Origin of the sequence: Bradyrhizobium ivorense (assembly GCF_900696085.1) — a bacterium.
In the GTDB taxonomy this organism is placed as follows: Bacteria; Pseudomonadota; Alphaproteobacteria; order Rhizobiales; family Xanthobacteraceae; genus Bradyrhizobium; species Bradyrhizobium ivorense.
This window is the reverse complement of record NZ_CAADFC020000030.1, coordinates 123,177-149,445: the sequence shown is the minus strand read 5'-3', so window position 1 is coordinate 149,445 and position 26,269 is coordinate 123,177. Positions and strand designations below refer to the sequence as shown.

General features: G+C 66.1%; 13 protein-coding genes. 11 read left to right on the top strand and 2 right to left on the bottom strand.

The genetic code is table 11. The annotated features are described in order from the left end of the window. The first annotated feature begins 18 nt into the window (after positions 1-18). The 5 genes from zwf to CI41S_RS36700 all read left to right on the top strand — a co-directional run bounded on the left by zwf (position 19) and on the right by CI41S_RS36700 (position 8,238). Positions 19-1,512 carry a glucose-6-phosphate dehydrogenase gene (zwf, locus tag CI41S_RS36720; protein WP_139863934.1) on the top strand — a complete coding sequence of 498 codons (1,494 nt, stop codon included), beginning with the start codon at positions 19-21 and terminating at the stop codon, positions 1,510-1,512. Positions 1,513-1,514: 2 nt separating this feature from the next. After that, positions 1,515-2,267 carry a 6-phosphogluconolactonase gene (pgl, locus tag CI41S_RS36715; protein WP_139863991.1) on the top strand — a complete coding sequence of 251 codons (753 nt, stop codon included), beginning with the start codon at positions 1,515-1,517 and terminating at the stop codon, positions 2,265-2,267. A gap of 28 nt (positions 2,268-2,295) precedes the next feature. Beyond that, positions 2,296-2,784: a gluconokinase gene (locus CI41S_RS36710; RefSeq protein WP_139863990.1), complete on the top strand. Its 489-nt coding sequence runs from the start codon at positions 2,296-2,298 to the stop codon at positions 2,782-2,784. Then, the gene (locus CI41S_RS36705) at positions 2,781-3,584 is read left to right on the top strand and encodes a Cof-type HAD-IIB family hydrolase (protein ID WP_139863933.1); all 804 of its coding nucleotides are present in this window, start codon (positions 2,781-2,783) and stop codon (positions 3,582-3,584) included. Before CI41S_RS36710 ends, CI41S_RS36705 begins: the two co-directional genes overlap by 4 nt. Before the next feature lie 361 nt (positions 3,585-3,945). Then, a complete protein-coding gene (locus CI41S_RS36700) occupies positions 3,946-8,238 on the top strand; it encodes a beta strand repeat-containing protein (RefSeq protein ID WP_139863932.1) in 4,293 nt (1,430 codons plus the stop codon). Positions 8,239-8,263: 25 nt separating this feature from the next. Here the strand turns inward: CI41S_RS36700 and CI41S_RS36695 are convergent, their stop codons facing one another. Both CI41S_RS36695 and malQ read right to left on the bottom strand, forming a co-directional pair. Then, positions 8,264-10,072 (bottom strand): glycoside hydrolase family 15 protein, encoded by a 1,809-nt coding sequence (locus tag CI41S_RS36695; protein WP_139485941.1) that lies wholly within the window; start codon positions 10,070-10,072, stop codon positions 8,264-8,266. 15 nt (positions 10,073-10,087) lie between these two features. Further along, on the bottom strand, positions 10,088-12,043 hold the full coding sequence (malQ, locus tag CI41S_RS36690; protein ID WP_139863931.1) for a 4-alpha-glucanotransferase: 1,956 nt from the start codon (positions 12,041-12,043) through the stop codon (positions 10,088-10,090). A gap of 205 nt (positions 12,044-12,248) precedes the next feature. Here malQ and CI41S_RS36685 point away from each other — a divergent pair, with 205 nt between their 5' ends. The 6 genes from CI41S_RS36685 to treY are packed head-to-tail and all read left to right on the top strand — an operon-like array spanning position 12,249 to position 26,264. Further along, positions 12,249-14,198, top strand: a complete 1,950-nt coding sequence (locus CI41S_RS36685) for an alpha-1,4-glucan--maltose-1-phosphate maltosyltransferase (protein ID WP_139863930.1) — start codon at positions 12,249-12,251, stop codon at positions 14,196-14,198. A 10-nt stretch (positions 14,199-14,208) separates the two neighbouring features. Then, entirely contained in the window at positions 14,209-17,511 is a 3,303-nt protein-coding gene (treS, locus tag CI41S_RS36680; protein ID WP_139863929.1) for a maltose alpha-D-glucosyltransferase, read from the top strand. Beyond that, positions 17,508-19,655 (top strand): 1,4-alpha-glucan branching protein GlgB, encoded by a 2,148-nt coding sequence (gene glgB, locus CI41S_RS36675; protein ID WP_139863928.1) that lies wholly within the window; start codon positions 17,508-17,510, stop codon positions 19,653-19,655. The genes treS and glgB overlap by 4 nt, the downstream gene beginning before the upstream one ends. A gap of 3 nt (positions 19,656-19,658) precedes the next feature. Beyond that, entirely contained in the window at positions 19,659-21,731 is a 2,073-nt protein-coding gene (gene glgX, locus CI41S_RS36670; RefSeq protein WP_139863989.1) for a glycogen debranching protein GlgX, read from the top strand. Then, positions 21,728-23,479: a malto-oligosyltrehalose trehalohydrolase gene (gene treZ / locus CI41S_RS36665; RefSeq protein ID WP_139863927.1), complete on the top strand. Its 1,752-nt coding sequence runs from the start codon at positions 21,728-21,730 to the stop codon at positions 23,477-23,479. Before glgX ends, treZ begins: the two co-directional genes overlap by 4 nt. 4 nt (positions 23,480-23,483) lie before the next feature. Continuing rightward, a complete protein-coding gene (gene treY, locus CI41S_RS36660; RefSeq protein ID WP_139863926.1) occupies positions 23,484-26,264 on the top strand; it encodes a malto-oligosyltrehalose synthase in 2,781 nt (926 codons plus the stop codon). The last annotated feature ends 5 nt before the right edge of the window (positions 26,265-26,269 follow it).

Below are 26,269 nucleotides of genomic sequence, written 5' to 3'. Positions count from 1 at the left end.
TCAACCGCGGAAGGTCACGTGCAGAAGAAACCCGATCCCTGCTCCTTCGTCATCTTCGGCGCCACCGGCGACCTGACCCACCGCCTGGTGATTCCGGCGCTCTACAATCTCGCCGCCGGCAATCTGCTGCCGGACAAATTCTGCGTCGTCGGCATCGTCCGCAGGGGCATGTCGAGCGAGCAGTTGACGGACAGCCTGATGCAGGGCTTGCGCAAGTTCGCCACCCGCCCCGTCGACGAGGCGATCGCCAAGCGGCTGTTCGAATGCGTGACCGCGATCGAGGCCGATCCCCGCGACCCTGCATCGTTCGATGCCATGAGCGAGCGGCTCGACAGGCTGGAGAAGGCGCGCGAGACCGGCGGCAACCGGCTGTTCTATCTCGCGACCCCCCCGAGCGCCTTCCTGCCGATCAGCGAGCAGCTCGGCCGCACCGGCATGCTGGAAGAGAACGGCGCCTGGCGGCGGCTGGTGGTGGAAAAACCGTTCGGCACCGACCTCGCCTCGGCCAAGGCGCTGAACGCCGCGCTGCTGAAGCTGGTCGATGAGCATCAGATCTACCGGATCGATCATTATCTCGGCAAGGAAACCGTCCAGAACATTTTGGTGCTGCGCTTCGCCAACGGCATGTTCGAGCCGATCTGGAATCGCAACCACATCGACCACGTCCAGATCACCGTCGACGAGAAGCTCGGCGTCGGCCACCGCGGCAGCTTCTACGACGCCACCGGCGCGCTGCGCGACATGGTGCCGAACCATCTGTTCCAGCTGCTGTCGCTGGTGACGATGGAGCCGCCGGCGCGCTTCGACGCCCATGCGGTGCGCTCGGAGAAGGCCGAGGTGCTGAGCGCGATCCAGATCCAGACCGAACAGGAAGCGCTGTCGAATTCGGTGCGTGGCCAGTATCACGCGGGCAAGATCGGCGACACCGAGATCAGCGATTATCTGAAGACCCCGGACGTCAGACCCGACAGCTCGACCGAGACCTATGCCGCGCTGAAGCTGACCATCGACAATTGGCGCTGGGCCGGCGTGCCGTTCTACCTGCGCACCGGCAAGGCGCTGACCAGCAAGCGCACCGAAATCGCGATCAAGTTCAAGCAGGCGCCGTTCGCGATGTTCCGCGATACGGCGGTCGACCGGCTGTCGCAGAATTACCTCGTCATCTCCACCGAGCCCACTGAAGGCATCGAGCTGCAGTTCAACACCAAGGTGCCGGGCCCCGTCATCAACATCGACGGCGTCGAGATGAAGTTCCGCTACAAGGACTACTTCAAGGCCGAGCCGTCGACCGGCTACGAGACGCTGATCTATGACTGCATGATCGGCGACAACATCCTGTTCCAGCGCGCCGACAGCGTCGAGGCTGGCTGGCAGGCGGTGCAGCCCTTCCTCGACGCCTGGAAGAGCGCCGGCGGCCGCGGTCTGCAGCCCTACAAGGCCGGCAGCGAAGGGCCGGAAGCCGCCAACGCGCTGCTGACCCGCGACGGCCGCAGTTGGCGAAAGCTGGGCTGACCATGGCCACCAGCCACGAGCGCAAGATCATCCCGGTCGCCGACCCGGCGGCACTGGCGAAGGCGGCGGCCGAGCGGGTGATCGCAAGGATCGAACAAAACCCCGGCCGGGTGGCGGTCTGCCTCACCGGCGGCTCGAGCCCGAAGGCGCTCTATCAGCTGCTGGCAACGCGGGAGTATCGCGACACTATCCCGTGGGACCGCATCGACTGGTTCATCGGTGACGAGCGGCTGGTGCCGAGGAAGGATCCGCTGCACAACATGTGCATGGCGCGCCAGGCCTTCCTCGACCGTTGCGCGCCGGCCGCCAACGTCCATCCGATCGCGACCGATACCGCCGATCTCAACGACCCCGACGTCAGCGCCGCGCTTTACGAGAACGAGTTGATGGCCTTTTACGGCGCCGAGCAGCTCGACCCGGCGCGGCCGCTGTTCGATCTCGTCCTGATGGGCGTCGGCCCCGACGGCCACACCGCCTCGCTGTTTCCCGGCTACCCCGCGGTCGCGGAAAGCGCACGCTGGGTGGTTGGCGTGCCCAAGGCCAATGTCGAGCCGTTCGTGCCGCGCGTCACGCTGACCCTGCCGACGCTCGCCTCCTGCCGCGAGATGCTGTTCGAGATCGCAGGCGAGAGCAAGCGCGCGATCCTGGCGCGGCTGCTCGCCGGCGAGGACCTGCCGGCGAACCGCGCGCGGTCGCAGCACGAAACCGTCTGGCTGGTCGATCAGGCCGCGCTGCCGGAGGATTTTCGTGGCTGACGGGGAAAACCCCTGCGCGCTGGTGGTGATGGGCGTATCGGGCTCCGGCAAGAGCACCATCGCCGATCACCTCGCGGTCAGGATCGGTTGGCGCTACGAGGACGGCGACACGTTTCACCCGCCGAGCAACGTCTCGAAGATGCATTCCGGGCAGCCGCTGACCGACGAGGACCGCTGGCCATGGCTAAGAGCCATCGCCGCAGAGATCGACCGCACCTGCAAGGCGAACGAGCGCGCGGTGATCGCCTGCTCGGCCTTGAAGCGCAGCTATCGCGACATCCTGGTGCATGGCCGCCGGGATGTCCGCATCGTCTTCCTCGACGGCACGCAGGAGCTGATCGCCTCACGGCTGATCGTGCGCAAGGGCCATTTCATGCCGCCGGGCCTCTTGGCGAGCCAATTCAAGACGCTGGAGCCGCCGACGCCGGATGAACGCCCGATCACCGTCGCGATCGACCGCACCGTCGACCTGATCGTCGAAGACATCGTCAACCAACTGAAGCTGGACCGCCCATGACCCGCATCGCCCTTGTCGTATCAGACGTCGACGGCACGCTCCTGACCAAGGACAAGATCCTGACCGACGGCGCACGGGCGGCGGTCCGCAAGCTGCACGAGGCCGGCATCGGCTTCACCATCGTCTCCAGCCGGCCGACGATCGGAATGGGATTCCTGGTGGAGCCGCTCGCGATCACGCAGCCGATCGGCGCCTTCAACGGCAGTTCGATCGTCGATCCAAAGCTGCGGCCGCTGGAGCAGCACGTCATCCCGCCCGCCGTGGCCAAGCGCAGCGTCGATATGCTGCGCGATCATGGCGTCGACATCTGGCTGTTCACCAACGACCGCTGGCTGACGCGCAATCCCGAGGGCGAATACACCGCCCACGAGCAGCACACCATCAAGCATGATCCGACCATCATCAGCGATTTCACGCCCTATCTCGATCAGGCCTGCAAGATCGTCGGCGCGAGCCCGGATGCCGCGCTGCTGCAGCGCTGCGAAAAGGAGATGCAGCAGATGGTCGGCAATCAGGCGACCGCAGTCCGCTCGCAGACCTATTATCTCGACGTCACCCCGCCCGGCCACGACAAGGGCACCTTCGTCGAGGCAATCGCGAAACGTCTCGGCGTGCCGCTGGAGAACGTGGCAACGATCGGCGACATGCAGAACGATCTGCCGATGTTCGCGCGAAGTGGCACCTCCTTCGCGATGGGCAACGCCAGCGACGACGTCAAGGCGCGCGCAACGCATGTGACCGAGAGCAACGAGCACGACGGCTTCGCGCGCGCGATGGACCGCGTACTGCAGCTCCGCTGAGCCCGCGAATCCGATCTGCGCCCAGACGGAGCGCAGCTTCACCGTGATCTACAGCACATTTCCAGACGCCGGATCGCGCCATACTGGTTGTGTGATCACGTCACACTGATCATGCGACCGTTTGTCGCACTACGGTGTCACATCGACCGGGTTCGCGGTTCCCGGCGCCCCATCAAAGGCGGCATGCCGCCCGTCGCCCACCCAAAGGAGTCGCCCCAGCACATTCGCGTCAGATCCCCTCTCAGCCGTTTGCGTTCCGGAATTTTTTTGACGTCGTCCGATCCCACCTTGTCGAGCCTCGCGGATCAGTCCCCGCACGTTTTGCGGACACGGACACGTCAGCGCTTTTTGGAGTCATGCCATGGCCGTCATCGCCAATCTCGCCGCTGGAACCCTCACCGTCACCGGCGATGCCGCTGACAATTCCATCACCACCAGCCGCGACCTTGCAGGCACCCTTGAGATCAACGGCGGCGCGGTACCGATCGCGGGAGGGCCCTCCACCACCGCCAATACGACGGCGCTTCAGGTCCTGGGCCAGGACGGCAGCGATACCCTCACGCTCGACGCAAGCAATGGCGCGCTACCCAATGTCGTGCTCGAGGGCGGCAACAACACCGACACCGCGGACATCGAGGGCGAAGACGCAGGCGAAGTCTTCACCATCGTCCCGAACGGCTCGCGCGTCAGATTCGATCGGGTCAGCCCGGATCCGTTTTCCGTGGACATCGGCACCACCGAGAATCTGGTGCTGCATGCCAATGGCGGCGACGACACCATCACGGCCTCGAACGGGCTCGCAGCCCTGATCTCGCTCACGCTGGATGGCGGCGCCGGCAACGACACCATCACCGGCGGCGACGGCGCCGACCTCCTGATCGGCGGGACCGGCAACGACACCGTCGCCGGTGGCCGCGGCAACGACACCGCGCTGCTCGGCGACGGCGACGACACCTTCATCTGGAATCCCGGTGACGGCAGCGACAGTGTCGAGGGCCAGGACGGCAACGACACGCTGCAGTTCAACGGCGCCAATATCGCGGAGCAAATCGACATCTCCGCCAACGGCTCGCGCGTGCGCTTCACCCGCGACGTCGCCAGCATCGTGATGGACCTCAACGGCGTCGAGAAGGTTGCCTTCCTGGCCCGTGGCGGCGCGGACCACGTCACGGTTCACGATCTCACCGGCACCGACACCAATCAGGTTCTGGTCGATCTCGCGGCCACGCCCGGCGGCAGCACCGGTGATGGCGCGGCCGACACGGTGACTGTCGAGGGCACAGCCGCCGCCGATCAGATCAACATATCCCAGAGCGGCAGCAACATCCTGGTGAACGGCCTGGCCGCCGAGGTATCGATATCCGGCCAGGAAGGCGCCAACGACGCGCTGGAGATCAATGCGTTCGGCGGCAACGACACCATCAATGCGTCCGCATTGCTCGCCGGCCAGCTTCACCTCACCATCGATGCCGGCGACGGCGACGACACCGTGATCGGCAGCGCTGGCGCCGACACGATCATCGGCGGCATCGGCAATGACACGGTCACCGGCGGCCGCGGCGACGACACCGCACTGCTCGGCGACGGCGACGACACCTTGATCTGGAATCTCGGTGACGGCAGCGACGTTGTCGAAGGTCAGGCCGGCACCGACACGCTGCAGTTCAACGGCGCCAACATCGCCGAGAAATTCGATATCTCCGCCAACGGCGGCCGCGTTCGCTTCACCCGCGACGTCGCCAACATCGTGATGGATCTCAACGGTGTCGAGAAGATCAACATCGATGCGCTGGGCGGCGCCGATACGGTCACGGTCAACGATCTCTCCGGCACCAACGCACAGCAGATCGCAATCGACCTCTCCGCTTCGGGCGGCAGCGCCGATGGCGCGCTCGACACGGTGGTCGCCAACGCCACGGCCGGCGCCGACACCATCAGCGTCACCAACAGCGGCAACGACGTGCTGGTGAACGGCCTCGCCGCCCAGGTCGTGGTGCACGGCCAGGATGCGAGCGACGTCCTGCAGGTCAACGGATTGGGCGGCGACGACCAGATCAACGCCTCCGGCCTTGCCGCCGGACTGATCGCGCTCGCCATCAATGCCGGGGCCGGCAATGATCTGATCATCGGCAGCGCCGGTGGCGACACCGTGATCGGCGGACAAGGCAACGACACCGCCCTGCTTGGCGGCGGCGACGACACCTTCACCTGGAATCCCGGCGACGGCAGCGACACCGTCGAGGGCCAGGGCGGCAACGACACGCTGCAGTTCAACGGCGCCAATATCGCCGAGAACATCGACATCTCGGCCAACGGCTCGCGCGTGCGCTTCACCCGCGACGTCGCCAGCATCGTGATGGAACTCAACGGCGTCGAGAAGATCGCCTTCCAGGCCCTTGGCGGCGCGGATCACGTCACCGTTCACGATCTCACCGGCACCGACACCAATCAGGTTGTGGTCGATCTCGCGGCCACGCCCGGCGGCAGCACCGGTGACGGCGCGGCCGACACGGTGACAGTCGAGGGCACGGCCGTCGCCGACCAGATCAACGTAACCCAGAGCGGCAGCAAGATCCTGGTGGACGGCCTGGCGGCCGAGGTGTCGGTAACCGGCCAGGAAGCCGCCAACGACACGCTCACCATCAACGCCGGTGACGGCGACGACATCATCGATGCATCCGGGCTCGGCGCCGGGCAGATCAAGGTCGTCATCGACGCCAGCATCGGCGACGACATCATCACGGGCAGCGCGGGCGGCGACCGGGTCACGCTCGGCGCCGGCAACGACTCCTATGTCTACAAGCCGACCGGAGGGCCCGACACCGTCACGGACTTCGTCGCCGGCGCAGGCACGGACGACAGGATCGATCTCAGACCATTTGCCAGCCTCGGCTTTCACGAGCTCGCAACTGTGCTGCCGCTCGCGGCCCAGGTCGGCGCGGATACGGTCATCAATTTTGGCGGCGGCAACACGCTGACGCTGCTGAACGTCCTCAAGACCAACCTGAGCGACGACGATTTCATCTTTGGCGGCCCCGGCGTCACCTCGGTGACCACGTCGGGGACGGGCATTACCGCCGGCAACGGCCTGCTGACGGTCAATGACGAAGTCACCTTCACGGTGACGTTCGACGAGCCTGTGATCGTGACCGGTCAGCCGGCCCTGCTTCTCAACGATGGCGGGATTGCGACCTTCTCCACCGGCAGCGGCACTGCAACGCTGACATTCATCTACCAGGTCGCGGCAGGTCAAAGCACATCCGACCTCGCCATTGCCGGCATCGATCTCGACACCGCCACCATGACAGACGGTCTCGGCAAGGACGCCGAGCTGTCCGGCCTCATCGTCAATCCTGCAGGCGTTCTGCAGATCGACGCCGTTGCGCCGCAGGTCACCGCCGTGACCGCCACACCGGCGGATGGTCACGAGGGCGTCGGATCGGTGATCACGCTCGCTGTCGCCTTCGACGAGGCTGTCACCGTCACTGGCACCCCGCTGCTGACGCTCAACGATGGCGGCCTCGCGCATTATGTGAACGGCAGCGGCACCGGGACGCTGACCTATCAGTACATCGTCGCAGCCGGCGAAAACACCGCCGATCTCGCCGTGACCGGTTCGAATCTCAATGGCGGGACGATCAGGGACCAGGCCGGCAATGACGCCGATCTCGCAGGCGCCGCGGTCAATCCGGCCGGCACCTTGCAGATCGATACGACGGCAGCGCATGTGACCGGCGTCGCGGCCACGCCTTCGGACGGCCACGAAGCCGCGGGTTCGGTCATCACCTTCGCGGTCGCCTTCGACGAGATCGTCAATGTTGCCGGCGGCAATCCGACCTTGACGTTGAACGACGGCGGAGTAGCGCATCTCGCCGGCGGCAGCGGGACCGCTACGCTGACCTATCAGTACACGGTAGCCGCCGGTGAAAACACCGCCGACCTTGCAGTCACCGGCTCCAGCCTCAATGGCGCGACGATCAGGGATCAGGCCGGCAACGACGCGGATCTGGCGGGTGCAGTGGGCAACCCGACGGGCACGCTGCACATCGATACGACAGCGCCGCAGCTCGGCGACATCACCGCGTCGCCTGCGAGCGGCAATCAGGCGGCCGGGGCGCTGATCCAGTTCACCCTCGACTTCGACGAAGCGGTGCAGGTGGCCGGCGGAACGCCGACGCTTTCGCTCAACGACGGCGGCACAGCCAGTTTCGACGCCGTGGCTTCGGCCCTGCTCGGCGATGCGAGCAAGCTGGTGTTCGACTATTTCGTTGCCGCCAGCGATGCACCGACGGCATCGCTTGCGATCATCGGCCTCGATACGCATGGCGCTGTCGTGACCGATCTCGCCGGCAACCTCGCCGACCTCGGTCACGTCTCGGAGCTGTTCAGCGGTCTGTCGGTGAACGAGAACGCGCCCCCGGCAGGCAATCCTCCACCCGACAATCCTCCGCCCGGCAATTCTCCGGGGGGCAATTCCAATGTCCTTCCGGCGTTCACGATCAACGGCTTCACGCGGCCGGAGCTGCACCTGGATTCGACAGGCCACATCCTGCTCGACGCGACGGCCGCCGCATTTGCTGGCCAATTTGGCCTTGAATACCTCTATCTCGGCGCACCTTCGGGAACGCCGTTCCCGCCGGTCGACCTGCACTGACCGGGAAGGCGCGACGGAATTCGCGTCAGGTGGAGCGCTGCACCGCCGGCTTCTTGGCCTCGGCCTGCGCCGCGCTGAGATTGTGCGCGGTGTTGATCAGCGCGATATGGGTCAGCGCCTGCGGAAAATTGCCGGTCTGCCGGCCGGCGCCGGAATCGAACTCCTCGGCCAGCAGGCCCAGGTCGTTGGCGACCGCCACGACGCGGTCGAACATGGTCTGCGCCTTGCCGATCTCGCCCGCCAGCACATAGGCGTCGGCGAGCCACAGGCTGCAGGCCAGGAACGCGCCCTCGATCGGCTGCGTCTCGTCGGAGACTTCGCGCGGGTCGTGGCGCAGCACGAAGCCGTCGCGCATCATGTGCTGCTCGATCGCCGCGATGGTGCCGCGGATCTGCGGATCGGTCGGCCGCAGGAAGCCGACCGCCGGCAGCAGCAGCAGGCTGGCATCGAGCAGCTTCGAGCCGTAGCTCTCGACAAAACTGTTCAGCTCGCGGTCAAATCCGCGGTGGCAGACGTCGCGATGAATCGCCTCGCGCATCACCCGCCATTTGACCAGCGGCGCCTTGAAGCCGAACCGCTCCGCGCTCTTGATCGCGCGGTCGAACGCGACCCAGCACATCACCTTGGAGAACACGTAGTGCCTCGGCACGCCGCGGCGCTCCCAGATGCCGTGGTCGGGCCTGTCCCAGACCTCGGCAAGGTGATTGACCACGGTGCACTCCAGCGCCCAGTTTTCCTCGTCGAGCTTCAGCTCCGCCATCCGGGACTGGTGGAAGGCGTCGATCAGCTCGCCATAGACGTCGAGCTGCAGCTGCGCATGGGCAGCGTTGCCGACCCGCACCGGCTGCGCGCCTTCATAGCCGGGCAGCCATCCGGCCTCCCACTCCAACAGGCGCCGCTGGCCCACGATGCCGTACATGATCTGCATGTTGGCCGGCGCGCCCGCCGCCGCGCGCAGCAGCCAGTTGTGCCAGGCCGCTGCCTCTTCGGTGTAGCCGGAGTTCATCAGCGCCAATAGCGTGAAGGTGGCGTCGCGGAGCCAGCAGAACCGGTAGTCCCAGTTGCGCGCGCCGCCGAGCTTTTCCGGCAACGAGGTGGTGGGCGCGGCGACGATGCCACCGGTCGGCCTGAAGGTCAGCGCCTTCAGCGTGATCAGCGAGCGCATCACGAGGTTGCGCGCATAGCCGCCGTCATAGGTCGCGCGGCTGCACCATTCCCGCCAGTACTCCTCGGTGTCCTTCAGCGCAGCCTCGGGATCGATCGGGTCCGGCACCGGGGAATAGGACGCGCCGTAGGTCAGCACGAACGGCATGGTGTCGCCCTCGCCGACCTCGAAATCGGCGATCGTGGTCAGATCCTTGCCGCGGGTCTCGACCGGCGTGCGCAGCACGGTCATGTCCTGCCCGGCGATCGCGAGCAGCCCGTCGCCATCCGGATTTTTCCTGACCCAGGGCACGTCGACGCCGAAGCCGAAGCGCAGCACCAGCTCCATGTGCATTTTCACGCGGCCGCGGATGCCGCGGACCAGACGCACCACGTCGGAGGCGTTACCGCGCGGCGGCATGAAATCGATCAGCGCCACCACGCCGCCTTGGGTCTCGAACCGCGTCTCCAGGATCAGCGTATCGTCCCAGTAGCGGCGCGACGTTGCGGTGACCTCCTCGGCGGGCGCGATCAGCCAGCGGCCATGGCGGGACGTGCCGAGCAGCGCCGCGAAGCAGGCGTCGGAATCGAAGGCCGGCCAGCACAGCCAGTCGATCGAGCCGTCACGGCCGACCAGCGCCGCGGTCTCGCAATCGCCGATCAGTCCATAGTCTTCGATACGCGAGGCCAAATGCAGCGCTCCGCATCATGATCCGTTGCGCGAGCGCTCGCGGGTCGCGTGCTTCAGCGCATCGACGTCGATCGCCGAGGCCAGCTGCGCGATCGAGACCGGAAGCCGCCGCTTCCAGTTCGGGTGCTCATAGACTGTGCCGGGGATATTCGGCTGGTCGACCAGGCCCAGCAGGTCCTCCATCGAGACCACCATGATCCGCGACCGGGTCCGCGCCAGAAAACTCACCACCGAATAGAGATCGTGATGGTGGATGTCGTGCCGGCGCAGCACGGCGTCGAGTTGGCCGAGCGCATCCCAGCGCATCTGGTCGGTCTCGCCGGGATCGATGCCGAGCGCGCGCTTGGTCTTGAGATCGCTGAACGAGCGCCAGCCGGCATAGGTCGAGAGGTCGTGGGTGTTGAAGGTGACGAGCGCATCAGTGAGGTAATGGTCGGCGTTGTAGAACACGCCCCCTCCGTCACGCTCGAACATCATCACCAGATAGGACCAGATGCCCCAGCCGTTCATCTGCTCGCGAAAACCCTCGGGCACGGTGCCGAGATCCTCGCCGATCACGACGCAGCGGCTTGCGACGCTCTCCTGCGCCGTCGCCGCCAGCAGCGCCTCGAACGGCATCAGCACATAGGCGCCGTTGGCGGGACCGAAGCCGCGCGGCACCAGATAGAGCCGCTTCAGCCCGAAGGCGTGATCGAGCCGGATCGCGCCGGCATGGCGCATCGAGGCGCGCAGCATCTGCTTGAACGGCGCAAAGGAGCGCAGCTCGAGGCCCGCGGCATTGAAGCCGGCGAGCCCCCAATCCTGGCCAGCGGTGTTGAGCGGATCGGGCGGCGCGCCGACGCCGAGCTGGCGCGAAATCGCGGTCTGCTCATTCCAGGCGTCGAAACCATCCGACTGCACGCCGACCGCGACGTCGAGATAGAGGCCGACGCGCATGCCGAGCTTGTGCGCCAGCGCCTGGCAGGCGGCGAGCTGGCGGTCGGCGGTCCATTGCACGAACTCGACGAACTCGACCTCGCCGGCGGTGTCGCGCGCCCGGCGCAGCCTGGCACAGGCCGCATCGTTGGGCTGCCGCCATTCGTCCGGCCATTCCCACCACGGCGTGTTGAAGCTGTGCCGCATCACCTCGAAGCAGGCGAAGCGCGACAGCAGCGCGCCCTGCTCGGCGCGATAATTCTCAAAGTCCTGCCAGCGGCCGAGCCCCGGATTGGCCTTGAAAGCCGTAAACGCCGCACGCAGCGCGCGCCATTTCAGCGGGCCGACGGCGACGTAATCGACCATGTCGCGGGTGCGGAGCTGCGCCAGCGCGGCCCGCGTCTCGGCATCGATGCGGAATTCGGGAATCTTCTCGACGTCGATATAGAGCGCGTTGAGGAACAGCCGGCTGTTCGGCGAATACGGGCTGCAGTCGCCCGGCCGATCGTCGAACAGCGCGTGCAGCGGGTTGAGCCCGATGCCGTCGGCGCCGACCGAGTGCGCGAATTCGAGCAGGTTTTGCAGGTCGGCGAAGTCGCCGATGCCCCAGTTGCGCGCCGAGCGCACGCCGTAGAGCTGCACTGCGATCACCCAGCAGCGGTCGAACTCGCCGCCGAACGCGGCCTGCGGCCCAACCAGCAGCGGTATTTCCTCGCGCGCGCCCGATGCGTCCGATAGCTGGAGCCGATGCACGCCTTCGGGCAGACCGGATGGCCATGCCACGGTCCGCTCGCGCGCCTCGCCCTGCGCAAGCAGGCTGGAGCCATGCGTAACCTTCCAATGCACCGGAAGCTGCGCGGCCTCCGACAGTTCGGTGTGCGCGGCGCGGCCCGCTCTGATCACCACGGGCTCGGCGACGATCCGCCGCGGTGTCTCCGGCGGCAGCGCCGCGAGGATCGCCGCGAGCGCCTCGGCGGTCGTCACACGCAGCTGACCGCTGCCGTCGATATACTCGGTCTGGATACCCAGGGTCTTGGCTTTGGAGTAAAGGTCCATTGGGCACGCTGCTGGCTCGCAACGGGATCCGGACCGTTGCTAAATTGTACAGATAAGGGAAAGGGATAGATGATGATTAACGCTCTACCCTGTCCGGCGTTCCGCCGGGAACCATTACCCGGCGAGCGGCTTACTATATGGGTCTGGCGTGCCTCCTTTGCAGCGCCGGGACGTCATTTGCATTTCTAATGGCGGCGGCATCACCGTGAACAAAACTGCCCGGCCTGTCGAGAGTGCGCACGGCACTTTTCATATCACCGATGTTTATCCATCGGTCGATGGCGGTCGCTTCCCGGTCAAGCGCATCGTGGGCGAGCCGGTCGAGGTCTGGGCCGATATCTACCGTGACGGACATGACGTGATCGCGGCCGCGCTGGTGTGGCGGCACGAGGGCGACGGCGAATGGCAGCACGCGCCGATGACCTTGCACAGCGACGACCGCTGGGGCGGCGCCTTCGTGCCCGACCGGCCGGGCCGCTACACCTACGCGATCGAGGCCTGGACCGACCAGTTCGCCAGCTGGCGGCATCGCTTCGCGCAGAAGCAGCGCGACGGCAGCGACCACACGCTGGACGCGCTCGAAGGCGCAGGCATGCTGACCCAGGCGCAGGCCGGTGGCCCGGGAGCGGCCGCCGTGATCATCAGGCAGTGCGAGATCTATCTGCAGACCGGCGAGGCCGGCGCGCTGCTCGCGCCGGAATTGCAGGACGCGATGGCCGGCAGCCAGTTTCGCCCCGACCTCACGCGTTCGCAGCTGTTCCCGCTGATTGCCGACCGGCCGCGGGCGCGCGCCGGCGCCTGGTACCAGATGTTTCCCCGCAGCCAGGGCAAGGTGCCGGGCGCGCATGGCACCTTCGGCGATTGCATCGCGCGGCTGCCCGATATTGCGGCGATGGGCTTTGACGTCGTGCTGCTCGCGCCGATCCATCCGATCGGGCGGCAGCACTGCAAGGGCCGCAACAATGCGGCGATCGCGCAAGGCGGCGATCCCGGCAGCCCCTATGCGATCGGCGCGGCCGAGGGCGGTCATGACGCCGTGCACCCGGAGCTCGGGACGCTTGACGATTTCCGCGGCTTCGTGGCGGCGTGCGAGGGTCATGGCCTTGAGGTCGCGCTCGACTTCGCAGTGCAGTGCTCGGCCGATCACCCCTGGCTGACGCAGCATCCGCAATGGTTCAAGCGCCGCCCGGACGGATCGATGCGCACCGCCGAGCACCCGCCGCAGCGCTGGGATGACGTCGTCAACCCGGATTTCGGATGCGAGGACGCCGGCGCATTGTGGCACGCGCTGCGCGACGTCGTTTTGTTCTGGGTCGAGCAGGGCGTCAAAATCTTCCGGGTCGACAATCCCCACACCAAGCCGCTGCCGTTTTGGGAATGGCTGATCCGCGAGGTGCAGCAGCACGATCCCGAAGTGCTGTTCCTGGCGGAAGGCTTCGTGCGGCCGAAGCTGATGAAGGGCCTGGCCAAGCTCGGCTTCACCCAGTCCTACAGCTATTTCACCTGGCGCACGCAGCGCTGCGAGCTCGAGCAATATCTCGGCGAATTGACCGGTTATCCCGAGCGTGACTTCTTTCGGCCGAATTTCTTCGTCAACACGCCGGATATCCTGCCCTTCCACCTGCAGAGCGGCGAATCCTGGATGTTCAAGTCGCGTCTCGCGCTGGCCGCGACGCTGTCTGGCAACTATGGCATCTACAGCGGCTTCGAGCTGCTGGAGCACACGCCGATCCCGGGCCGCGAGGAATACCTCAACTCCGAGAAATACGCGATCAGGGTGCGGGACTGGGACCAGGCGGGGAACATCAAGCCGTACATCGCGGCGCTCAATCGGATCAGACGCAGCCACTTAGCGCTGCAACAATTCGCCAATCTGCGCTTTATCAATACCGATGACGGCGGCGTGATCGGCTTCGTCAAGGAGGCGGTCGATCAGAGCAACGTGATCGCGGCCGCGATTGCATTGTCGCCGGAGGCACGTGACGTCTGGCTTCCGCTCGGCGACATTGCGGTCGGCCGCGGCGAGGCGCGTCGTCCCGTCACGGCCGTGGAAGATCTTGTCACCGGCGAGCGCCATCCGCTCGAATGGGGAGGCATCCGCCTGCATATCGATCCTGCGCGCGATCCCGCGTTGCTGCTGCGCTGTATCGCCTGAAGGAGCCGTCATGAACGTATTCTCCACTGTCGATATCAAGGAGAAGATCGCGACCGCGACCGCGGACGAGCTCTGGTACAAGGACGCCATCATCTACCAGCTGCACGTCAAGGCGTTCGCCGACAGCAACAATGACGGCATCGGCGACTTCGCCGGCCTGACGGAGAAGCTCGGCTATTTGCAGGAACTCGGCGTCACCACGCTGTGGCTGTTGCCGTTCTATCCCTCGCCCGGCCGCGACGACGGTTACGACATTGCCGACTATGGCGACATCAATCCCGATTTCGGGACGATGAAGGACTTCAAGCGCTTCATCCAGGAGGCCAAGAAGCGCGGCCTGCGCGTCATCACCGAGCTCGTGGTCAACCACACCTCCGACCAGCATGCCTGGTTCAAGCGCGCACGCCGCAGCCCGCCGAATTCGAGCGCGCGGAGCTGGTACGTCTGGAGCGACACCGACCAGAAATACCTTGATACGCGGATTATTTTTACCGACACGGAAAAGTCGAACTGGACCTGGGATCCCGAAGCCGGCCAGTTCTACTGGCATCGCTTCTTCTCGCACCAGCCGGACCTGAATTTCGACAATCCCCGCGTCGTCAGCGCCATCGTGCAGGTGATGAAGCGCTGGCTCGACACCGGCGTCGACGGCTTCCGGCTCGACGCGATTCCCTATCTGTGCGAGCGCGACGGCACCAACAACGAGAACCTGCCGGAGACGCATGCCATCATCAAGCGGCTGCGCAAGGAGCTCGACGCCTACGCCAAGGGCAAGGTGCTGCTTGCCGAGGCCAATCAATGGCCGGAGGACGTGCAGGAATATTTCGGCCATGGCGACGAATGCCACATGGCCTACCACTTCCCGCTGATGCCGCGCATCTACATGGCGATCGCCCAGGAGGATCGCTTTCCGATCACCGATATCCTCCGGCAGACGCCCGACATCCCGTCCGCCTGCCAGTGGGCGCTGTTCCTGCGCAATCACGACGAGCTGACGCTGGAAATGGTCACCGACGTCGAGCGCGACTATCTATGGTCGACCTACGCCAACGACCCGCGCGCCCGCATCAATGTCGGAATCCGCCGGCGCCTTGCCCCGCTGATGGACAATGACCGGCGCAAGATCGAGCTGATGAATTCGCTGCTGCTGTCGTTCCCCGGCACGCCGATCATCTATTACGGCGACGAGATCGGCATGGGCGACAACATCTATCTCGGCGACCGCAACGGCGTGCGGACGCCGATGCAATGGTCGCCGGACCGCAATGGCGGTTTTTCGCGCGCCGATCCCGCACGGCTTTATGCGCCGACGATCATGGACCCGGTCTACGGCTACGAGGCCGTCAATGTCGAGGCACAGTCGCGCAGCCTGTCGTCGCTGTTGTCGGCGACCAAGCGGCTGATCGCGGTGCGCAAGTCGACGCTCGCCTTCGGGCGCGGCACCATGACCTTCATCCGCCCGGAGAACCGCTCGGTGCTCGCCTATGTGCGCCAGTACAACGGCGAGGTGATCCTCTGCGTCGCCAATCTGTCGCGTTCGGCACAGGCCACGCAGCTCGACCTCTCCGCGTTCAAGGACCGCATTCCGCTGGAGATGCTGGGCCGGACGCGCTTTCCGGCGATCGGCGAACTGCCCTACATGATCACGCTCGCGCCGTACGGCTTCTACTGGTTCCAGCTGCAGGAGCGCGACAAGTCCGAGCCGGTCGTCCCGCGCGCGGTGCCGGAGTTCGAGACGCTGGTGGTGCCGCTGAACTCGACCTGGACGTCGCTGGCGCGCGAGCGCGGCGTGTTCGAGCACGACGTGCTGCCCGGCCATCTCGCGCGCTGCCGCTGGTATTCGGAACATTCCGCCAAGGCGATCCAGCCAAAGCTGGTGTCGGCGATCCCGTTCTGCGACATCGGCGACAACCGCCCCTGGCTGATCTTCTTCGAAACCACCGAGCGCGGCACCACCAGCCGCTACGTGCTGCCGATGCAGATCGAGTGGGTGCGCTTCGACCGCGAGCGCTACAATCCGCGCGCGTTTGCCGCCGTGCGCCAGGGCGCGCGCGAAGGCACGCTGCTCGATGTCGCCACCGACCAGATCTTCACCGGACTGTTCCTGCGCAATCTGCGGGAGAACCTCGTGGTCGACGAAAGCGAGCAAGGCCTCAGGCTCGAATTCCGGCCGACCAGCCGCTTCTCGGACCGGCCGGTCCGGCAGCCGGAGCGCATCCGTGTTTTCGAGAACGATCAGCCGCACTCGACCGCGCTGGTCGACAATGAGTACGTCACCAAGATCTACCGCAAGCTCGAGGTCGGCCTCAATCCGGAGATCGAGATGGGCCGCTTCCTCACCGAGGTGATCGGCTTCCCCAACACGCCTGCCCTGCTCGGCACCGCCGAGCTGGTCGAGGGCGACAAGCGCAGCGCGGTCGCCGTCCTGCATGCCATGGTGGTCAACCAAGGCGACCTCTGGACGGTTGGGGCCTCGCACCTCGATCGCCTCGTCGAAAGGCAACGCTTGCTCGCCGCGAGCGAGGACCCGGCGGAGAACGGCGATCACGCCACTTACATGCGTCACATGGCGCAGGGCGGAAAGCGTCTCGCCGAACTGCATATTGCGCTCGCCAGCAAGGACATGCCGGACTTCTCGCCCGAGCCGACCAAGCCGGAGGACCTCCAGCGCTGGAGCGACGAGATCATGGCGCGCGCCGAGCGCGTGTTCGACACGCTGAAGCAGCGCCGCGACGGCCTGAAGGATGCCGAGCGGTTGCTGGCCGACCAGCTGCTGGCGCAGCACGACCTGCTGCCGGACCGGCTCAAGGCGCTGCTGCCGCGCGACACCGACGGGCTCAACATCCGCCATCACGGTGACCTGCATCTCGGCCAGTTGCTGGTCGTCAAGGACGATATCTTCATCATCGATTTCGATGGCGGGCCGGGCCGCACCATCGCCGAGCGCCGCCGTAAGGCGCCGGCCGCGCGCGACGTCGCCGGCGTGATCCGCTCGATCGATTACGCGGCCACGGCGGCGCTGGAGCGCGCGCTCAGGGTCGCGCCGGACGAGAGCGGCAGGCTGAGCCTCGCCCTCGCCGAATGGCGCGACCAGGCCGCGGATGCGTTCCTTGCGGCCTATCGCGAGGTGATGGCCGGCCAGCGCCTGTGGCCTGCCGACGCCAGGGCGGCCGAGCGCCTGCTCAGCTTTTTCCTGCTTGAGAAAGCCTTCTACGAGATCGAATATGAGCTCACGAACCGGCCGGATTGGCTGCGGGTGCCGCTGACCGGCCTGTTGAGGATCCTGGCGCAACAGCCGCATGAGGTTGCATGAACAAGCTGCCAGCCGAAGCCTACGCCATCATCGAGGGCCGCCACTCCGATCCCTTCCATTATCTCGGGCGTCATACCGAGGGGGATCGCAGCGTCGTGCGCGCCTTCCTGCCCGACGCCAGCAAGGTCGAGGCGATCGGCGAGCATGGCGAGACGGCGGCGCTGGCGCGCATCCATGACTCCGGGCTGTTCGCCGGCACGCTGCCGAACGGCTCGACGCGCTACCAGCTTCGCGCGCAGTTCGGCGACAACGTCGTCGAATTCGAGGACGCCTACCGCTTTCCGCCGATCCTGAGCGACTTCGATCTCTATTTGCTCGGCGAAGGCACCCATCAGCGGGTCTACGACACGCTTGGCGCGCATCCGATGACGCTCGAGGGCGTCGACGGCATCGGCTTCGTGGTGCTGGCGCCGAACGCGCGGCGCGTCAGCGTGGTCGGCGACTTCAATTTCTGGGACGGGCGGCGGCACCCGATGCGGGTGCGCGGCCCGGGCTATTGGGAGTTGTTCATCCCGCGCGCGCGGGTCGGCGACCACTACAAGTTCGAGATCATCGGGCGCAACGGCCAGCATTTGCCGCTGAAATCCGATCCCCTCGCCTTCGCCGCCGAAGTCCGCCCCAAGACCGCATCGATCGTGATCGACGAACGCAACATCCCGCATCCGCGCCCGGCGCCCGACCGCGTCAATGCGCTGAGCTCGCCGATGTCGATCTACGAGGTCCATCTCGGCTCCTGGCGGCGCAAGGGACGCAATGAGTGGCTGAGCTATCGCGAGATGGCCGAGCAGCTTCCGGCCTACGCGCGCGACCTCGGCTTCACCCATGTCGAATTCCTGCCGATATCAGAACATCCGTTCGACGGCTCCTGGGGCTATCAGCCGACCGGCATGTTCGCGCCGACCAGCCGCTTCGGCTCGCCGCAGGATTTCGCCGCGCTGGTCGATGCCTGCCATCGCGAGGGTCTCGGCGTGCTGCTCGACTGGGTGCCCGGGCATTTTCCCGACGATCCGCATGGTCTCGGCCATTTCGACGGCACCGCGCTCTACGAGCACGCCAACCCGCTGCAGGGCCGCCATCTCGACTGGGGCACGCTGATCTACAATTACGGGCGCACCGAGGTCACCAACTTCCTGGTGTCGAACGCGCTGTTCTGGCTCGATCGCTACGGCATCGACGGCCTGCGCGTCGATGCCGTCGCCTCCATGCTCTACCTCGATTACAGCCGCCCCTCCGGCGGCTGGATCCCGAACAAATATGGCGGCCGCGAAAACATCGAGGCGATCGACTTCCTGCGCCGCTTCAACACCGAGGTGTTCGCGCGCTTTCCGCAGGCGACGACGGCGGCGGAGGAATCCACCGCGTGGCCGCAGGTCTCGCGCCCGGTCGAATATGGCGGGCTCGGCTTCGGCTACAAGTGGAACATGGGCTGGATGCACGACACGCTGAAATATATCGGCAAGGACCCGATCCACCGCAAATACCATCACGGCGACATCCTGTTCGGCCTGCACTACGCCTTCTCGGAAAACTTCATCCTGCCGCTGTCGCATGACGAGGTCGTGCACGGCAAGCACTCGATCCTCGGCCGCATGCCCGGCGACGACTGGCAGCGCTTTGCCAATCTGCGCGTGTACTACAGCTTCATGTTCGGCCACCCCGGCAAAAAGCTGATGTTCATGGGCTGCGAGTTCGGCCAGGAGCGCGAGTGGAACCACGACCACTCGATCGATTGGCATCTGCTGGATCAGCCGAGGCACCGCGGCATTCAAAGCCTGATCCGCGACCTCAACCGGCTCTATTGCGCGGTGCCGGCGCTGCACGAGCTCGACTGCGACCAGGCCGGCTTCGAATGGGTGATTGCCGACGACGCCGCCAACAACGTGTTCGCCTGGATCCGCAAGGGCAGTGACGCACGCGCGCGCTGCCTCGTGGTCGCGAATTTCTCGCCCAACGTCTATCGCGACTATCGCGTCCGCGTGCCGTTCGCGGGCAAGTGGCACGAGGTGCTCAACTCGGATTCCACACACTACGGCGGCACCAATGTCGGCAATGCCGGCGAGATTCGCGCCGCGGAGGGAGCAACGCCCGAGCTCAGCCTGACCATTCCGCCGCTGGCTGCGATCTTCCTCGTACCGGAAAGCTGAATGATGCGACTGACCGAGGGAACGCCGTCGCGGCTTGGTGCCAGCTGGGACGGCAGGGGCACCAATTTTGCGTTGTTCTCAGCCAATGCGGAGAAGGTCGAGCTTTGCCTGTTCGACGGCCAGGGTCGCCGCGAGCTAGAGCGCATCGAGCTGCCCGAGCGCACCGAGGACGTCTGGCACGGCTATCTCAACGACGTCTCGCCGGGCCAGCTCTACGGCTATCGCGTCTACGGGCCGTATGCGCCGGAGCGCGGCCACCGCTTCAACCCGAACAAGCTGCTGCTCGATCCCTATGCCAAGCGGCTGGTCGGACGGCTGGTGTGGAGCGACGCGCATTTCGCCTACCGCACCGGCAGCGCGCGCGAGGACCTCTCGTTCGACCGGCGCGACAACGCCCGCGGCATGCCGAAGGCCGCGGTGGTCGACGAGAGCTTCAACTGGGGCCGCCGCGAGATGCGGCCGCACATTCCCTGGGAAGACACCATCATCTATGAGGCCCACGTCAAGGGCCTGACGCAGAAGCGCGAGGATGTGCCGCCGAACCTGCGCGGCACCTATGGCGGGCTGTCGTCGCCGGCGATGATCGAGCACCTCAAGCGGCTTGGCGTCACCACGATCGAGCTATTGCCGATCCACGGCCTGATCGACGACCGCATCCTGGTCGAGAAGAAGCTGGCGAACTACTGGGGCTACAACAGCATCGCGTTCTTCGCGCCGGAGGTCCGCTACGCCCAGGACAATCCGCTCGACTCCTTCCGCACCACGGTGGCGCGGCTGCACGATGCCGGCATCGAGGTCATGCTCGACGTGGTCTACAACCATACCGCCGAGGGCAACCATTTGGGCCCGACGCTGAGCTTTCGCGGCATCGACAACGCCTCCTATTACTGGCTGAACCGCGAGAACCCGCGGTTCTACGACGACTTCACCGGCTGCGGCAGCTCGGTCAACCTCACCCATCCGCGGGTGCTGCAGATGGTAATGGACTCGCTGCGCTACTGGGTCGAGGTCTGCCATGTCGACGGCTTCCGCTTCGACCTCGCCACCACCCTGGCGCGCGGGCCGAACGGCTTTGACCGCGGCCACGCCTTCCTCACCGCCGTGCGCCAGGACCCAGTGCTGGCTACCGCCAAGATGGTCGCCGAACCCTGGGACCTCGGCCTCGGCGGCTACCAGGTCGGCGCGTTTCCGTCGCAATGGTCGGAGTGGAACGACCGCTATCGCAGCGCGATGCGGCGCTACTGGAGCGGCGAAGGCAGCCTGATCGGCGATATCTCAAGCCGGATGACCGCATCCTCCGACCTGTTCCACCACGACAACCGCGCCACCCGCGCCAGCATCAACCACATCACGGTGCACGACGGTTTCACCCTCGCCGACCTGTTCAGCTACAACGAGAAGCACAACGAGGCCAATGGCGAGGACAATCGCGACGGCTCCAACGACAATCACAGCAACAATTGCGGCCATGAGGGCCCGACCAACGATCCCGCCATCAACGCGTTGCGCCGCCAGCTGCGCAAGAATGCGCTGGCCTGCCTGCTGCTCGCGCAGGGCACGCCGCTGATCCTCGCCGGGGACGAGGTCGCCAACACCCAGAACGGCAACAACAACGCCTACTGCCAGGACAACGAGACGGGCTGGGTCGGCTGGGAGAATCTCGGCAGCGAGGACGACTTCATCGACTTCGTCGGCCATCTCACCGCGCTGCGCCGCCGCTTCGGCCAGATCCGCTGCCAGCGCTGGCTCGACGGCCGCCGCGGCGACGGCAGCTATGGCGTGCTGTGGTTGACGCCGTCGGCGGAGGAGATGAAGGAATCCGACTGGAAATTTCCGGAAAGCCGGTTTGTGGCTTATGTTCTGGGGCCGATGGAACAAGGTCAGGCGCCGATCTTTGTCGTGCTCAATGCCGCACCGCAGGAGATCGCGTTCAAGATGCCGAAAATGCCCGAATACAGGAGCTGGCAGCAGGTGCTGAACACGACCAGGACCGTGCAGACGGCCGAGCAGTTTCTCTCCGGCGTTGAAACCAAGGCGCCGCCGCGCGCGGTGCTGGCCTTCGCAGGCGCCCCATGAGTGCGCAGCATCTCGGCCCGGAGCTGACATCGGACGGCGCGCGTTTTCGGCTGTGGGCGCCGGCGGCGAAGCGTGTCGACGTCCTGCTCGACAAGCCGCATCCGCTGACGCGCGACGCGGCCGGCTGGTACGTCGCGGAGATTCCCGGCGTGCGCGCCGGCACGCGCTACAGATTCCGCATCGATGACAAGATCGACGTGCCAGACCCGGCCTCTGCGTTCCAGCCGGATGACGTGTTCGGCCCGAGCGAGGTGATCGATCACACAGCCTTCAAATGGCGCGCGACCGAGTGGCGCGGGCGACCGTGGCATGAGGCTGTCGTGCTCGAGGCTCATGTCGGCACCTTCACGCGTGAGGGCACCTACCGCGCCATGATCGACAAGCTCGATCATCTGGTCGCAACCGGCATCACGGCGCTGGAGCTGATGCCGCTCGCGGATTTTGCAGGCAAGCGCAACTGGGGCTATGACGGCGTGCTGTGGTACGCGCCCGACAGCGCCTACGGCCGCCCCGAAGACCTCAAGACCCTGATCGACGAGGCGCATCTGCGCGGGCTGATGGTGATGCTCGACGTGGTCTACAACCATTTCGGCCCCGAGGGGAATTATCTCGGCCGCTACGCGCCCTCCTTCTTCACCGATGCGCACACGCCGTGGGGCAGCGCGATCGACTATCGCGTGCCTGAAGTGCGTGCCTTTGCGATCGGCAGCGTGGTGAGCTGGCTGCGCGATTATCGCTTCGACGGGCTCCGGTTCGACGCGGTGAACATGATCGTCGAGGCCGGCGAGGTCGCCGTCGTGCACGACTTCAGCAAGGCGGCAGGACATCTCGTCGCCAACGACAGCCGGCATATCAACCTCGTGCTCGAAAACGGCGACAATCTCGCGAGCCTGCTCGACGCCGCGGAGGATCCACCGCACGGCAAATTCCGCGGCCAGTGGAACGACGACTATCATCACGTCTGGCACGTGATGCTGACCGGGGAAACGCAGGGCTATTACGGCGACTACCGCGCGCCAAAGCAGGAGCTCGCCCGCGCGCTGTCCTCCGGCTATGTCTACCAGGGCGAGGTCTCGGCATTCTGGGGCAACAAGCCGCGCGGCGAGCGGAGCGGCGCGCTGTCGCCGATCTGCTTCATCAACTTCCTGCAGAACCACGACCAGATCGGCAACCGGCCGCTCGGCGACCGGCTCGTCAGCATCGCGAAGCCTGAGGCGGTTGCCGCCGCGCTCGCGGTCACCTTGATCGCGCCGACCACGCCGATGCTGTTCATGGGCGAGGAATGGGGCGCGACCTCGCCGTTCCCGTTCTTCTGCGATTTCAAGGGCGACCTTGCCAATGCCGTGCGCAAGGGACGGCGCGAGGAGTTCGCCTGGGCCTATGCCAAATACGGCGACGACATTCCCGATCCGCTCGACGAGAAGACCATGCAATCCGCGGTGCTCGACTGGACCGCGCTCGCCCGCGACCCCGGCCGGGCCCGCCTGGCGCTGGTGCGCGACCTGCTCGCCGTACGCCGACGCGAGATCACGCCGCGGCTCGCAGGCGCGCGCTTCGGCGATGCCATCGCCGCCGGCGATCTCCTGACCGCGCACTGGCGGATGGGCGATGGCAGCACGCTGCGGCTCACCGCCAACCTGTCGGACCGCGCGATCGCTGATGCGCCGGAGCCGAAGGGAACCGGGATCTGGGGCGGCGCGTTGTCGGGGGGCCTCCCCGGCTGGGCGGTGCGCTGGAACCTCGGATAGCTCGATGCCTCTCGCGATCCCGATCGCGACATACCGCCTGCAACTCACTGCCGATTTCGACTTCGATGCTGCCGCGCGTGTCGTGCCGTATCTGAAGAGGCTCGGCATCAGCCACGTCTATGCCTCGCCGTTCATGAAGGCGCGCAAGGGCTCGACCCACGGCTATGACGTCGTTGACCACACCAAATTCAATCCGGAGCTCGGCGGCGAAGCGGGCTTTGCACGGCTGAGCGAGGCGCTGAAGCAGAACGATCTCGGCCTGATCCTGGATTTCGTGCCGAACCATGTCGGCGTGCATTTCGCCGACAATCCGTGGTGGCTCGACGTGCTGGAGTGGGGCCCGGCCTCGCCGCACGCGGTCTCCTTCGACATCGACTGGGACCTGCTGCCGTATCGGGCGCGCGGCGGTGTGCTGCTGCCGATCCTCGGTTCGTCCTACGGCCAGGCGCTGGAGCGCGGCGAGATCGAACTGCGCTACGACGCGAGCGAGGGCAGCCTTTCGGCCTGGTATTACGAGCACCGCCTGCCGATCGCGCCGGAGCGCTATGGCGAGGTGCTGCGCACCGTCGTGCGCGAAGCCGGCGCCGAGGACAGCGCGGCCGGACGCGCCGTGCTCCAGCTCGCTGCGCAATATCGCGGACTGCGTCACCCCAACCGCATCGAGGCGCCGGCCTTCAAGGCGGCGCTGCGCGCCATCGACGGCGCTGCCGACATCATTGCGCGCGGGCTCGCCGCGTATCGCGCCGGCGACGGCGCAAGCCAGACGCTGGCGCTGCATCATCTCTTGGAGCGCCAGCATTACAAGCTCGGCCACTGGCGGCTCGCCTCCAGCGACATCAACTACCGCCGCTTCTTCGACATCAACACGCTGGCGGGGCTGCGCGTCGAGGACGCCGCGACCTTCGAGGCCAGCCACAGTCTGGTGAAGCGGCTGATCGCGGAGGACCGGCTACAGGGCCTGCGGCTCGACCACATCGACGGCCTGCGCGACCCCGCCCAATATTTCCAACGGCTGCGCCGATTGATCCGCGCCGCGCAGGGGCCAAAGGCAAAGCCGTTCTACATGGTGGTCGAAAAGATCCTCGGCGAGGACGAGAAGCTGCCGCGCTTTGCCGGCGTCCACGGCACCACCGGCTATGAATGGATGAACGTGATCGGCCAGCTGCTGGTCGACGGCAGCGGGCTCGATCCGCTCGGCGAGATCTGGCGCCAGATCAGCAACCGCTCGCCGAACCTCGTGCCGGTGCTGCGCGAGGCCAAGCGGCGGGTGCTGGAGACCCTGCTGACCAGCGAATTCACCGTGCTGGCGCGCATTCTGGCGCGCATCGCCAACGGCCACTACAGCAGCCGGGACTTTTCCGCCGACAGCCTGCGCCAGGCGCTCGAGCTCTATGTGCTGCATTTCCCGGTGTACCGCACCTACCTCACCGCCGCGGGACCGACAACGCATGACCGCGCGCTGATCAGCGCGACCATCGCGCGCGCCCGCGCCGACTGGTTCGCCGCCGACGAAGGCATTTTCGATTTCCTGCGCGACGCGCTGACCATGGATTTGTTGAAGCCCGGCCGTCCGCCGCACTCGACGCCGCGGGTGCGCCGCTTCGCGCTGAAGGTGCAGCAGTTCACCGGGCCGATGATGGCGAAGTCGCTGGAGGACACCACGTTCTATCGCTACCACCGCCTGCTGGCGCTGAACGAGGTCGGCGGCGATCCCGCGGCGAGCGCGCTGCCGGCCGATGACTTTCACGCCATGATGCAGGCGCGCGCTCGCGACTGGCCGCACGGCATGACGGCGACGGCAACCCACGACACCAAGCGCGGCGAGGATGCTCGCGCCCGCATCATGGCGCTGGCCGAGATTCCCGGCGAATGGACCAGCGCGGTGGCGCGCTGGAAGGTCTTGAACGCGCCGCATCTCGTGCTCGACGGTGAGATGCGGGCGCCGTCGGCGACGTTCGAATACATGCTGTATCAGGCCCTGCTCGGCGCCTGGGATCCAGCCGACAAGGATTTTGTCGACCGCATCCAGGCCTACGCCCTTAAGGCCGCGCGCGAGGGCAAGCAGGAGACCAGCTGGCTCAATCCGCATGCGCCCTATGAAGACGGCATCAAGACCTTCATCGAGCGGATTCTGGATCGCAACACCTCGCCCGAGTTTCTGGAGGCACTGGATACGCTGGCGCAACGCACCGCACTGATCGGCGCACTGAACTCGCTCAGCCAGGTGACGCTGAAGGCGACCATGCCGGGCGTGCCGGATTTCTACCAGGGCACCGAATTGTGGGATTTTTCGCTGGTCGATCCCGACAACCGCCGGCCGGTCGATTTTGCCGAACGCGCGGCGGCGCTAAAGGCGCTCGAAACGCCGGATTGGGATGCGCTGGCGCAACACTGGCGTGACGGCCGGCTGAAGTTCGCCTGGACACGGCATCTCCTGCGGCTGCGCAACGAACTGCCCGATGTCTTCACCAGTGGCGACTATGCACCGCTCGCGGTCAGCGGCCCGCATCGCGATCGTGTCGTGGCCTTCGCAAGGCGTCACGGCCGCGACGCTGTCATCGTCGCGGTGGCAAAATCGTTTGCTCCCTTCACGCAAGGCGGGCGGGCATGGCCGCGTCCCGAGACATTCGAGGGCGCGATCGATGTGGCGGGATATGCGCTCCCGGGCGGCGGCAGAGAGATTGAACTCTCGAAGCTCTTCGCCCCTCTGCCGGTCGCGGTGCTGAAGACAAAGGTCGCGGCGAGCGCAAAACGAGCGGCCAAGCGGTCGCCCTCACACGCCTAGAGCAT